The organism is Dokdonella fugitiva (assembly GCF_014138265.1).
GTDB classification, from domain to species: domain Bacteria; phylum Pseudomonadota; class Gammaproteobacteria; order Xanthomonadales; family Rhodanobacteraceae; genus Dokdonella_A; species Dokdonella_A fugitiva_A.
Map to the genome: position 1 here is coordinate 1 of NZ_JACGXL010000008.1, position 14,444 is coordinate 14,444.

Consider the following 14,444-nt stretch of genomic DNA (forward strand, 5'->3'; position numbering starts at 1 on the left):
CGCTACGCGCGCGACGACGCGGGCGGGCGGCGCTACTTCCTCACGGACCACCTGGGCAGCACGACGGCGCTCTCGGACAGCGGCGGAAACGTGACCGCACGCTATTCGTACAGCCCGTACGGCGACTCGAGCATGACGGTGTTGCAAGGGGCGGCGCCGACGAACTCGTATCAGTACACGGGGCGGGAGAACGATGGGGCGGGGCTCTACTACTACCGGGCGAGGTACTACAGCCCCGGAATGAGGCGGTTCACGCAAGAAGATCCTCTGGGGTTGGGGGATGGACCGAATCCCTATGCGTACGTGAAAGATGGCCCCACGATGGGCACCGATCCGAGCGGAGAGTTCTTTACCTCGGTCGACGTGGCATGTGCACGAATGCCGGAGTTATGCTGGAACCTATTGAGCGAAATGACTCAAGCGAGGGCAGGGCTTGAACGAAAATTGGGCAATGATTGTGCCGCCAATTATTGGGAAGCAGCCGCAGACTTTGCCGAAGCAGTGCGGCCACTTGTACTAGTTGCGCAAATTGTTCCAGTAAGGGCGGTCGTCGAACTCCATCATTTGCTCCCACAAGCCAAACGATTCAAGAATTTCTTTAAGCGAGCGCAACTAGATATCGAAGATTTTAAGATTCCTTTGGATCGCGCGACACATAGACTTAAGCCCGATGGAATTCATACACGAGATGGAGGCGACTGGAACAAGGTATGGGATCGCTTTTTTGAAGCGAATCCGAACGCGACTAGAGATCAAATCATTAGGCAGTTGGAACGCATGCGGCGAGACTTCGGAATATAGAAATGTTCTATAAGCTACAAATAGGGCGTGATAGGCGATTCATTGAGGGGGGCGATATCAATGATTGGGAGGCAATTATTTGTCAAAAGAACCCTGGGCATTCTAGGGCAGGCATGCGAATTACGCGTTTGGCCGTCGATGTCCTATCGGAGAGTGTCGTTGATTTTTCGCAGACATTGCTCGGCGACATCGTGATTACTGATCGGGTTCTAGATGCCATAGTTCGAGCCGAACTGACTGGGTTTACTGCAAGCCCGGTGACGATATCGTCGTTTCCTGCAGGAACGGATCAATCGCGGTTTCCTCGACTTTGGGAGTTAACCATAGTCGGAAAAGGAGGTTTTGCGGGTAAGGATTCAGGAATAAAGAAGTTGAGAGAATGCGATGATTGCGGCCTCGTTGAATATTCTTCGTTCAAAAATGGAATCGTAGTAGATACCGATCAGTATGACGGATCCGACTTCTTTTCCACTACAGAGTATTGGAAGTATATTATGGTAACTGAGCGAGCGAAGTCCGTTATTATTCAAGAGCGAATGACGAACGTAAGTTTCGTCGCCTCCACCGAGTTGAAGTGGCCTAATGGGGTGGTTGAGCCAGAATGATTTGGGCTCCGGGGGAAATTTATCCGCTTGCACCTCACGGGCGATGCCTGAGCTAGTACGTCTAAGACGCGCGCGACCAGCTTGTCGAAATCAAGCAAGGCGGCCTGACGACCGCGAGCTTCGCCTACGACACGTTCGGTCGGCGGGCGTCAAAAAAAGCCGTGAGCGGAGTCGCGACTACCTATCGCTACGACGGCAAGAATCCGATCCAGGAACGAAGGACGGCACTGTAAGCACGATCCTGTCGGGCCTGGCGATGGATGAGCGCTACGCGGGTGACGACGCGGGTGGGCGGCGCTACTTCCTTACCGATCACCTGGGCAGCATGACGGCGCTCTTGGGCAGCGGCGGAACCGTGACCGCACGGTACACGTACACCCCATACGGCGACACGAGCATGACGGTGTTGCAAGGGGCTGCGCCGATGGGGCGGGGATCTACTACTACCGGGCGAGGTACTACAGCCCGGGCATGGGGCGGTTCACGCAAGAGGACCCATTGGGGTTTGTGGATGGGCCTAATTCATACGCATATGTCAGCAATAGTCCGATGGACGACAACTACCCTATGGGCGAATGTCCATGGTGCATCGGGGCAATTGCAGGGGCCCTAACAGATCTCGCTCTTCAGTACTTCGTGGATGGTAGGTCGATAAATTGCATAAACTGGGCATCGGTTGGCATATCCGCCGCTCTAGGCGCGGTAGGTGGTGCGTGGGCAAGCGGGGCCTTTAGGATTAACAAAAGGTTCCATGAAGGCTGCAAATGCCATTCGGAGGTATCGACGACTGCACAACGTAGAGCGCACCCATGACGTGCATCATTGGTTCATTGAGGCGAACGGGCGTGTACGAAAGCTTCTGGGGAAAAAATGCTGCCCGACGAGTTTGTCAATCAACCGTGGAATTTCAATCCGATTGAGAGAAACATCCACCAAAACATACACAATGTGTACGATCCCATTCGCAGGTGGTGGTTTGGTACGCCAGCATGGGCGATCGGAGCCGAATCGACGGAGGTTGGTGGCGCCGTTGCGGAGGCTCTGGATTCGGATGAGGATTGCGGTTGTCCATGACTAAGCTACCAGTATTTCCGCTTCTTCGGGTTAATGCGCGTCATATACAGCGCATCGAAGCGCCTGGGTTTTCAAAAGAAAATGATCTGTACCTCGCGAATGGTGCATATGCGGCGGGGACATACTTGATTGATTTTGTGGGCAACCGTTTTGACGTAGTCTCGTGGAGTAAGCGACGAAAAAGCTACAATTTGTTGGACCTACTTAGCAAGTATCCATGGTTCTACGTAGAACTTGAGCTTCTTTACTCTAACAAGCAATCAATCGATAAAACAAAACATGATCTTATGAAGTTAATACTTGATAACAGATGGTACCGACAATCTTATGAATCGAAAGAGAAATTTGTCCATTGGTTTGAGAGGATTCTTACATACCCCGAGCTTATGCGGTCCATTAGCCTCTACGGCGGACTGCTCAGAAACGCAAAGAGTATTGGTGGGTAGCTAGGCGGGATAATCGGGAGCGGAGTGGGAACAAAGGGAGCGGAGGAATATCGTTTGAATTCTCCACTTCCTCACACGCACTACGTTCATTGAATCGGCCGGTGAGGATCTCCCAGCCATTCGGGCGCACATCCAACCGCAGCGAGCGCTCGGCAGTCCGCGCTTCCAAGCCGTGGTGGCCAAGACGCTGAATCGACCCGTTCGTCCTGAGGCCGAGAGGGCAACCCAAGGTCAATTCTTCCGTGGACGCGCCGCAACCACCCGCCATCGATTCAAACGGGCAATTACCCGTTCCTTCTGCAGAACGTTGGAGCTACCCATTCTTCGAGTGGGTCGGTACCTATGACGGTATGGGGACAGCGGCCGCGGGACAGGGCTTGCTGACGGCCTCACCAATTGCGGCTGCCAGTGAAGGGAATGAGTATGACTTCAAGCACTAACAGACATCTCCTCCGTATGAGCATTGAGGCGACTCTTATACCCCTGCTCGAGAACTCAGGCTTCGAGCGTGTGCCCCTCGCTGGTGACGATCTTGCCAGTCGAGATATTAGATCCGGATTTCCTTTCGGGAGGCTTCGTAGATGCATTCCCAACGGGGCTGATCTGGCGGATATTCAAATCGACAAGAGGTATTGCGCGTTCCGAGTCAACTTTGGTCGCGTCCCTGAGGCGGGTGTTGACCACCCAATTTCGGGTCACATCGATTTCCTGGATGCATGGGCACATTATTTGCCAGTCTCTTATGAATTGTATGCAAATGCACTGTTCCGCCGTTGGTTTTCCGCCGAAACATGGTTCGGTAAGCCAATTACGCAAGAAAGGATTCATCGTGTTGTCCACTCCGCGGCTCTCGCATTGCCTGAAATGGAGATGGCCTTAGCAGGGGGAAGATCGGGTCCTCATGTGCGGCGCGTGCGTTTTTACTAGCTCGGTAGGGCGCGGTTAGTGCAACGAACCGCATCGGAGAAGGAGGTCGTTCGACAGATCGCCTAGCGTGGCCACTCCGCGGCCCAGGTATACGCACGCATCGGCGTGCCGGCGCACAGCCTGTACGAGTGGGCCAAGGCCATCGCGCCGGACAAGACCGAGAAGCATCAACGATCATCAGCACGAGTGCGGCTACAACGCGCACGACCGGCTGGTCGAGATCAAACAAGGCAGCCCTGATCACCGCGAGCTTTGCTTACGCGGTGAATATGTCGGTGGATATATCTATCATAGAAATCCGCTATTCGGGCATCCGGGGGATTTTGCCTACTTTTCAGCTGGTGGCCTTTCTGCTTGGGTCAGCAGTGGCTCATGGAATCTTGTTTGGATTGCCGACGGAGCGAGTCACGCAGCCATCCACCGATGGATGAGGAAGCTAGACGCCGTTTGGGGTTCGTTCGTCAATCCAGCAGCGACGGCACCGCGTGCGGCCTATGATTTTATTGGCGGTTGTGGGTTCGAATAGGAATCTTGGCTATGTCTTGGTTTGCTGTCATTGGCATTTTTTCTGTATTTATTGCGTATGCGTATAAAGAATACAGAATGAGACGATATGCAGCTTCTAGTAGTGAGCAGAATGAGAGTGCAAGGGCGACTCCATCGCTCGATGAGACTTGATTTCGAGTTGATGAGCAGCTTGAGGAAGGATTGATATTCCAAATTGTCGCCGCGAGAAGGTCGCGCACTGAAAATCAATGGCTAGGCCAGCTGCGGCCAGAAACGAGGGCATTCTTTGCGCGATATCATTGCGTTCAAACAATTCGAGGCGGAACAGTCATCTCTGAAGGATTGGTTGCGCCCTCATCGTACCTAACGGGGTACATATCCATTGGTCATAGCGAAGATTGGGACATTATTCAGGCCCCAGGGGATGATCGGATCTATGTTGTTGAGGGAGCGGAGAGGAGCAAGTCCGATTTGCGAGTAGAATTTCCGACGATCTACGATTTTATCGCTCACGAGATCTCGGAGATGGGTGGAATAGACGATTGAAGAAATTGGGAACGGAATTCAGGCGGATAGTGCTGTGCAGGGTTATAAAACACTTGTCCGTGTTACGCCACAGTCTGTTCTAAGGTCCCGGGACTGTGCGCCGCGCCAGGAGTTTCCCAGACTGACACCATAGGCGTTGCCTATGTCCATCGTCGGGAGGGCCTCGCCACCTGTTTCAGTTCCTGCATCGACCGCTGTCTCCCTATTGCTGCTGGCGATTGGATTGACCGCGCTGGCCCGCAAGCGGAAAGAATGGGTTGCAGTGCTTCTTATGACATTGACGCCCTATCCGGCGAGTACGGTTCGCGCCGCCGACGAGCGACCATATACGATCGACGCAGCGTCGTCGCTCAATGCCGCGCCACCTGCGAGTGGGTATGCTCTCGCCTCTTGCTGACCCGTGGGCGAATTGGACATGCTGGACCGTAGCCTCGCGCTTGCACCAGCGATCGCATGCGCTGTCGCGACACACCCCGCGTACGCGTTCTGGGATCCTCCCTACGTCACTCCGCCGAATCCCGTTGCCGGCCAGGCGGTGTCCGTCGGCATTCGAGCGGGCATTTGCGATGCGATCGTCGAGATGGATGGCTACCCACGAATCTCACGGTCGGGGAATGCGCTGCGCATCCTGTTCTACGGCGTGCAGATTCGAGACCCGGACTTCTGCAATCTGCCCATAGGCACGCTCGTCACTCCGGTGGCGAGTCTGGAGGCCGGCAACTACACGCTCGCGGTGGACGTCCTGTACGACAACTATCCCTTCGGGTACGACACGCTCCATCTGGGCGTCGTCCCTTTCGCCGTCGGCGGTTCTCCACGCCCCGCGGAGCCGGTGCCTTCGATGGATGGCGCGGCGGCTTTGCTTCTGGCGGTGCTGCTGGCGTTCGTCGCACGGCGTGCACTGAGCGGTTCCGCAAAGCGCGGACGAATGCTCGTCTGAGCGCGTTCGATATCGCTGGGCGCGATGCGGTCGCACGTCCGCTGTCAGTCGATCGTCAGGATCCGTCGGTGCGATCCGCGTAACGGCGCGGCAGGCGCGCGGACTCCCCTTGGCGATGTGCGCTTCCTCGGCCTCACGGAGTATCGTGACGACCGCCGCGAAGCCCGAGGAGCCTGCCGATGTCGTTCCGCCGTAGTCCTGTCCTGCTGTCGATGGTATGCCTGGCCGCATCGCTCTCTGCCGCGAACGCCTCCGGGCAGGGCGCACCCGACGACCTCGCCGGCCCCCAATGGCGCCTCCTCGGCCCCTTCCGCGCCGGCTGGGGCACGATGGCGGCGGGCATCGCGGATCAGCCGGATACGTTCTACTTCGGCGCGGCCGGGGGCGGCGTGTGGAAGACCGTGAATGCGGGGGCGACCTGGCAGCCGGTGTCGGACGGGCTCGCCTCGGCGCCGGTGGGGGCGATCGCGGTCGCGCCGTCGAACCCGCGCGTGCTCTATGCGGGCATGGGTCATCCGGAGCCGCGCTACGACATCGCCGCGGGGGATGGCGTGTACCGCTCCGAGGACGGCGGTGCGCACTGGCAGCGCGCGGGGCTGGAGGCGACGCGGCACATCGGTGCGATCCTCGTGTCGCCGTCCGATGCGAACACGCTGCTGCTCGGTGCGCTCGGCCACGTCTTCGGCACGAACGCGGAGCGCGGCGTGTTCCGCAGCACGGACGGCGGTCGCCACTGGACGCACGTGCTGGCGATCGATGCGCACACGGGCGTGGTGGATCTTGCGGCCGATCCGGCGCAGGCGAACATCGTGTTCGCGGCCGCGTGGCAGGCGCGCAACTGGCCGTGGCTGAGCTACTTCACGCCGATCGAAGGCGAGGGCAGCGCCATCTGGCGTTCGGACGACGGCGGCGTGCACTGGCGCAAGCTCGGCGGCGAAGGCTGGCCGGCGGGCAAGCTCGGTCGCATCGGCCTCGGCGTGACGCACCTTCGCGATGGCGCCACGCGCGTGTACGCGTCGATCGATTCGGAGGACCACGGCGGCCTCTACCGCTCCGACGACGGCGGTGCGCACTGGCAGCGCGTGAACGACGCGAAGGCGGTGAGCACGTGGTACGAGAGCCGCCTCACCGTCGCGCCGGACGATCCGGACACGCTCTACACGGTCGGCCAGTCGATCCACAAATCGACGGACGCGGGCAAGACCTTCACGATCATCAAGGGCTCGCCCGGCGGCGACGACTACCATCACCTGTGGATCAACCCGAAACACCCGGAGCGCATGGTCACCGCGAGCGACCAGGGCACGGTAGTGAGCGTGGACGATGGCAGGAGCTGGAGCGACTGGTACAACCAGCCGACCGGGCAGTTCTACCACCTGGCCGCGGACGATCGCTTCCCGTACTGGATCTACTCGGGCCAGCAGGACTCGGGCACGGTCGCGATCGCGAGCCGCAGCGACTACGGCGCACTCTCGTTCCGCGACTGGCACCCGGTCGGCGGCGACGAGCGCGACTACGACCTGCCGGACCCGGAGGACGCGAACATCGTGTTCGGCTCCGGCCTCGGCGGACGCATCTCGCGCTGGGACGCGCGCACGGGTGAAGTGCAGAACGTGTCGCCGTGGCCGGTGTCCAGCTACGGCGCGCGCGGCACCGACGTGAAATACCGCTACACCTGGTTCACGCCGATCGCGTTCTCGGCGAAAGCGCCGTACGCGCTCTACGCGGGCGCGCAGGTGCTGTTCCGTTCCACCGACCGCGGCGCCCACTGGCAGGCGATCAGCGGCGACCTCACCGGCAAGCGCGACAATGCCAAGGGCTGCACCGGCGACGTGCCGGTCGCGCGTGCGAGTGCGTGCGGCTACGGCGTGATCTTCAGCATCGCGCCGTCGCCGCGCGACAACGACGAGCTCTGGATCGGCACCGACAACGGCCGCATCCAGCTCACGCGCGACGGCGGCGCGCACTGGGCCGACGTCACGCCGAAGGCGGTGCCGGACTGGGGCAAGGTGAGTGCGCTCGACGTGTCCGCGCTGGAGCCGGGCACCGCGTACGCGGCGATCGACAACCATCGCCAGGACGATTTCGCGCCGCGCATCCTGCGCACGCACGACTACGGCAAGACATGGACCGCGATTAGCGACGGCCTGCCGCGCGATCATTTCGTGAGCGTGGTGCGCGCGGACCCGCAGCGCAAGGGCTTGCTCTACGCGGGCACCGACGTCGGCGTGCACGTGTCGTTCGACGACGGCGCGCACTGGCAGCCGCTGCAGCAGAACCTGCCGGTCGCGTGGGTGCGCGACCTGCTCGTGCACGGCAACGACCTCATCGCGGCGACGCAGGGTCGCGCGATCTGGCTGCTCGACGATGTCGCGCCGCTACGCCAGATGGCCGATGCGCGTGCGCACGATGGCGCGTTCCTGTTCTCGCCGTCGCCGGCGTATCGCCTGCGTCGCAGCCAGAACAAGGACACGCCGCCGCCGGCGGATACGCCGCTGGGCACCAACCCGCCGGATGGCGCGATCCTCGACTACCGCCTGCCGCGTGCGGCGAAGGGCGCGGTCGCGATCGAGATCCGCGATGCGCAGGGCGCACTCGTGCGCCGTTTCGCGAGCGACGCGGTGTCGCCATGGCGCAGTTCGGAACGCTACTTCGCCGAGGAATGGACCAAGCCCGACGCGAAGCCCGCGACCGCCGCCGGCGCGCACCGCTTCGTGTGGGACCTGCGCACGCCGCGTCCGCACGCGATCAGCTACGACTACAGCATCGCCGCCGTGCACGGCGAGGACACGCCGCTCACGCCGCAAGGCGTGAAGGTGCCGCCGGGCCGCTACGACGTCGCGCTGCTCGTCGACGGCACGACGCTGCACGCACCGCTCGAGGTGAAGGCCGACCCGCGCAACCCCGCGAGCGCGGACGACCTGCGCGCCGCGACCGCATTCGCGCAAGCGCTCGGCACATCGCTCGACCACGCCTATCTCGCCTACGGCCAACTGCAGGCGCTGCGCACGCAACTCGACGCGCTGCGCAAGGGCGACGGCGCGCTCGCCGGCGACGCGCGCAAACCGATCGACGCGCTGTACGACGCGACCACGCCGCTCGTCTCGGGCGCAGGTGCGGACAAGCCCGGCATCGCGACCGTGAGCGGCGTGTTGTCCTCGCTCTACACCGACGTCGAAGGCGCCGATCGCGCGCCGACCGAGGCGCAGCGCGCGGTGCAGGCCGATTACGACGCGCGCCTTGCTGCGCTGTTGCAACGTTGGCAGGCGTTGCGAGATGGAGACATGAAGAAGGTGGATGCGCAGCTCGTCGCGATGGGTAAGCCCGGGATACGGTTGCCGGCGATCGAGGAGATCAAGCTGGAAGGGGGCGGGGAGGCGAAGGATCTGCCATGAGGAGCAAAGAAAGGGTTAGGTCGTTGGAATGGATGTCGTGCGTGTAAGGAAACGCAGGACTCAACGGATAGTTCCTCCGTCCGCTTTGTTTCGAGAGATCTATGAACCCGAGATACTCGTAGTCGCTTCCGCCAAATGAATGGCTTTCGGTGCCTCAACGGAACGATCCAGCTGCATCGACAAATGCGATGAAAGTCACAATGAATCCATGTCGCATTACGCAAAATTGAATAACAGTTGCCGCGCGCGCCGATGACTTACCGGGTAGCGCGACAATATGATTCGATGTCTCCAATGCGTGCTTGCGAGGGCGAATTCATGAAGGTCGCAGCTGTCTGGGCAGTGGTCATGGGGCTGAGTGTCGCCGCGGTCCGCATCGCGTACTCGCAGGAACCTGGAACGATCCTCTGCTCGGGTTCCGTCCCCCCACCTGCGCCCCTGGCATGTCCGCTGTTCGCGGGCCTGCGTGCCGAATGCGTAGCCGGCGAGTCCGACCAGTGGCATTGGTACGCAGATACCTCGCGTACCAACAGTCTTCCTTGCAGCATTCCGCCCACTGCGGGGACCTGGTGCACCAAGGAACAAAATGCTTGGGACGAGGTGATCGCGAAATACGCCGCCGAATCTACCCACTGCCCCAATACCACGCCAACGCTGGATTACCTCTGCACCACCTATTCGGGCGGCGTCATCGCCGGTCTGCCGTACTTTTTCTCCAAGAGTTATCACTTCAATTTCCAGGAGAAGACGGGTCCCAGTACGTGTGGAACTTTCGTCCACGATGGCTCCGCGATCGCGTCGCGCACGCCCCATTGCCCTGTCGGCTATACATCATCGGACAACCGGGGCCCTTGCTACCGCGTGAAGCCGGAAGCATGCCCCGTCAACAATCCGATCCAGTGCGCAGGTGGCGACAAGAAGCAGGTCGAGGTCGACATTGCACAAAGCAACGGAGGCCTGGGCCTCACGCGGTACTACTCCAGCAATGGGTTCTACACCAGTCCGGGCGGTGAACGGCCACGGGAGATCCTCGGCTCGCGCTGGAGACATTCTTGGCAGAGTTCCGTGGTGGTGGAAGTCGGTGCGACGGACTCGTACGCATTCGTCTTGCTGACCAGTGGCGACTATCTGCAGTTCCATCAAAGCGGATCGGCATGGATCGGGAGAGAGGACAAGCCTGGAGCGCTTACGGAGCTCGCATCAGGTGGCGTTCGTACCGGATGGCTCTTCAAGGCTTCCGACGATTCCATCTATCACTATGACGCGAACGGCGTCTGGACGTCGCTCGAACAACATGGGCTGATCACGTCGCTTTCGTACAGCGACGCGTCCACGTCGCCGGCGGTAGCGCCCAAGCCCGGTCTCCTGATCGCCGTCACAGACCCTCGCAATCGCTCGTTGGCATTCCAGTACGACGCAGAGGCATACCTGATCCGTGTCACGGACGAGCTCGGAACCAATGTCGAGTATCGATACACCAGCTATACCGCCGCGGGTGTCTCCCACAATGGCGGGGTCCTCGAATATGCGGACAAGCCTGGCGGAAGTTCGCGCCACTATCTGTACGACGAGAGCGCCCACTTGAGTGGATCGCTGCCGTACAACGAACTGCTTACCGGCATCGTCGACGAGAACGGACAGCGGTTCGCGACATACGAGTACGATTCGCTCGGCAGGGCGTATCACGAGTGGCATGGCGGCGTCGATGCTGACGAAACCACCCTTCACTACAATGCGGGGGGTTACAACGGTGCGACTTCCAGCACCATTCGCGAAACTGCGTTGCATCATTTCGAGCGGCGCAATTTCCAATCCGTTGCTGGAATCGTGCGCGATGCGGGCGTCGATCGTTGTACCGACGTTACATGTGCGGTAGTCACCGGCAGCTCGTCACGAACCTACGACGGCAGCGGCAACCCCGACCTCGACACCGACTTCAACGGCAGTGTCACGGATCATGACTACAACACGCGGGGCCTCGAGACCCGGCGTGTGGACGCGTCGAACGCAAGCGGGGCAAATGCGGCGACGAAGCGCACGACGGAGACAACGTGGAACGCGACCTTCAACGTTCCCGATCAACGCACCGTAAAGAACTCGACCGGCACGGCCGAGGTGCAGACGAAGTGGTCGTACAACAGCCGCGGCCAGGCGACCGCGCGTTGCCAGATCGATCCAGCTATCAGCGGCGCCGGCAGCTACACCTGCGGTTCGTCGACGAACGCGCCTGCGGGCGTGCGCCAGACGAAGACGAGCTACTGCGAGGCGCCGGACGTCACCGCCGGCACGTGCCCGCTCGTCGGCCTCGTCACGTCGGTCAACGGCCCACGCCTCACGACCGACGCCGGCATGGGCGGCGGCGACGACATCACGACCTACACCTATCGCATGGCCGATGATTCGACCTGCGCATCGAGCGGCGCGTGCCTGTACCGCAAGGGCGACCTCTGGAAGGTCACCAATGCGCTCGGCCAGGTGACCGAGTACGTGAGCTACGACAAGAACGGCCGCGTGAAGCGCACGAAGGATGCGAACGGCACACTCACCGATTTCACCTATCACGCGCGCGGGTGGCTTACCGATCGCACGGTGCGCGCGAACAGCCTCGGCACGACCGACCCGGGCGACGCGACCCTGCACATCGACTACGACGCGGTCGGCAACGTGACCAAGGTTACGCAGCCGGACGGCGCGTACCTGCAGTACACCTACGATGCCGCGCACCGGCTGATCAAGATCAACGACAACCTGCCCAACAGCATCGACTACTGCCCGGGCGGCGTCGGTACGTCCAACTGCCTCGACGCGGCGGGCAACCGCAAGGTCGAGCAGGTGAAGGATCCGTCGAACACCGTGAAGCGCCAGCTGCATCGCGTCTACAACCAGCTCGGCCAGCTCACCCAGGTGCTCAACGCCGCCAACACCGCGGTCGAGACCTCGGCAGGCATCAACGGCACCGGCATCGCCGACGGCTACGACGGCAACGGCAACCGCGTGTACAAGGACGACGGCCTCGGCATCCGCACCGAGCAGGACTACGACCCGCTCAATCGCCTGAAGACGACGATCCAGAACCTCGGTGGCATCGACACGGCGACGCAGAACACGACGACGGGTTATACCTACGACACGCGCGACAACCTGCGCCAGGTGACCGATCCGGACGGCCTCAACACGGTCTACACCTACGACGGCCTCAATAACCTCACCGCGCTCGACAGCCCCGACACCGGCCACACCGGCTACACCTACGACGCGGCCGGCAATCGTATCAGCCAGACCGACAACCGCACGCCGTCGGTGACGAGCACGTACACCTACGATCGACTCAATCGCCTGACCGCGGTCACGTACCCGACGATGAGCCTCAATGTCACGTACGCGTACGACCAGTCCAATGCGACGACGGGTTGCAGTACGTCGTTCTCCTTCGGACGGCTCACGACCATGACGGACGCGACCGGCAGCACGACATACTGCTACGACCGGCGCGGCAACGTGACGAAGAAGACGCAGGTGACGAGCGGTACGACGCTCGTCACGCAATACACCTATACGACCGCCGACCGCCTCGCGACAATGACCTATCCGGGGGGCGATCTCGCCACCTACACGCGCGACGTACTCGGCCGCATCACGGGCATCTCGTGGACCCCCTTCGGTTTGCGAGCGTCCACGCTGGTCAGCAGCGCCGCGTACCTCCCGTTCGGCCCGCTCACGACGCTCACCTTCGGCAACGGCCGCACGCTGACCAAGGCCTACGACCAGGACTACGCGATCGACAGCATCAGCGGCACGCCCGCGGGTGCGCTCACGCTCGACCTCGGCGTCGACGTGATGGGCGACATCACGAGCGCGAGCGCCACGCTCGGCCTGAGCCCGCCCGATCGCGCCTACGGCTACGACGCGCTCTATCGACTCAAGACCTCGCAGACCGGTGCCAGCAGCCCGCTCGAGGCCTACACCTACAACAAGACCGGCGATCGCCTGAGCGCGAGCCTCAACGGCGGTGCTGCGAGCGCCTATACCTACACCACGGGCACGCATCACCTCGCGAGCGTCGGCGGCGTCGCGCGCACCTACGACGGCAACGGCAACACGCTCACGGGCACCTCGTCGGGCCTCACGCTGACCTACGACGACCGCAACCGCCTCGCGAGCATGGTCAACGGCACGACGAGTGCGACATACGGAATCACGGGTCGCGGCGAGCGTGTGCGCAAGACGGTCACGGTGAGTGGTACGCCGACGACGACGCTGTTCGGCTACGACGAAGGCGGTCGCCTCACCGGCGAATACTCGGGCACAGGCACGGCGCAGGCCGAATACATCTACCTCGACAACATCCCGGTCGGCGTGTTCAAGGGCGGCGCGTTGTACTACATCGAGACCGACCACCTCGGTACGCCGCGGCAGGTCGTGAAGCCGCTTGGCAATGTCGTCGTGTGGAAGTGGGACTTCCTGCAGAACACGTTCGGCAACAGTGCGCCGAATCAGGATCCGGATGGGGATTCGGTGCAGTTCGTATTGGGGATGAGGTTTCGGGGACAGTACTATGATCTGGAAACCGACCTAGCCCAAAACTATTTTCGCGACTTTGATGCACGCAGAGGACGTTACCTGCAGAGTGATCTGATCGGGCTCAATGGAGGGCTTGCGACTTACGCATATAGTGGAGCAAATCCGCTTCGGTATGTCGACGCCTACGGTTTGCAAGCAGAACCTGGGCTAGGAGATCAATTCAATCCTGGCGGGGCGCGTGGCCCGGGGAATGCCGACTACACACAGTATTTTGAAACGAGATTCCCCAATACGATCGCCGGTGGAAAACTGCTTTTCGACGAAAGAATCAGAAAAAAAATATGTGAGCTCGCAAACGGGAGCAACTCGCCAACGGTAATTCCAGGCTTGAATAGTGGCGCTGACGATATCGACATACAACCGGATATGAAAAGATTTAATGACCAACCGCAAGGCTGGTACGAAAGAAACGTTAAAATTGGCGCCTTTGAGCTCAAGACAGATGCCGTGAATGTCCTATGGGATGGCTCGGATTTGCAGTGCTCGAAATGCTTCATGTATACAACTACGATGTATGTGCTTGAGAACACCGGTGACAATCGCTTGCCGGGGTTCACTGAGAGGCCTGTCCGCATGGCGAATTGGCCCCTGTCGGGAAGGGGGTGCTGTGACAGCAAGTAGA

6 protein-coding genes are annotated in these 14,444 nt (G+C 60.9%); all 6 read left to right on the top strand.

Annotation, left to right across the window (positions count from 1 at the left end; genetic code table 11):
- Positions 1 to 801 (top strand): RHS repeat-associated core domain-containing protein (locus FHW12_RS19505; RefSeq protein WP_182532744.1); only part of this gene is annotated, 801 nt, incomplete at its 5' end.
- 2 nt (positions 802 to 803) lie between these two features.
- Positions 804 to 1,406, top strand: a complete 603-nt coding sequence (locus tag FHW12_RS19510; RefSeq protein ID WP_182532745.1) for a double-CXXCG motif protein — start codon at positions 804 to 806, stop codon at positions 1,404 to 1,406.
- Between the two features lie 435 nt (positions 1,407 to 1,841).
- Positions 1,842 to 2,219, top strand: a complete 378-nt coding sequence (locus FHW12_RS21855; protein WP_428993637.1) for an RHS repeat-associated core domain-containing protein — start codon at positions 1,842 to 1,844, stop codon at positions 2,217 to 2,219.
- Positions 2,220 to 5,321: 3,102 nt separating this feature from the next.
- A complete protein-coding gene (locus FHW12_RS19520; RefSeq protein ID WP_182532746.1) occupies positions 5,322 to 5,846 on the top strand; it encodes a hypothetical protein in 525 nt (174 codons plus the stop codon).
- A gap of 179 nt (positions 5,847 to 6,025) precedes the next feature.
- A complete protein-coding gene (locus FHW12_RS19525) occupies positions 6,026 to 9,241 on the top strand; it encodes a WD40/YVTN/BNR-like repeat-containing protein (protein ID WP_182532747.1) in 3,216 nt (1,071 codons plus the stop codon).
- Between the two features lie 318 nt (positions 9,242 to 9,559).
- Positions 9,560 to 14,443 (top strand): RHS repeat domain-containing protein, encoded by a 4,884-nt coding sequence (locus FHW12_RS19530; protein ID WP_182532748.1) that lies wholly within the window; start codon positions 9,560 to 9,562, stop codon positions 14,441 to 14,443.
- Position 14,444: the final 1 nt, after the last annotated feature.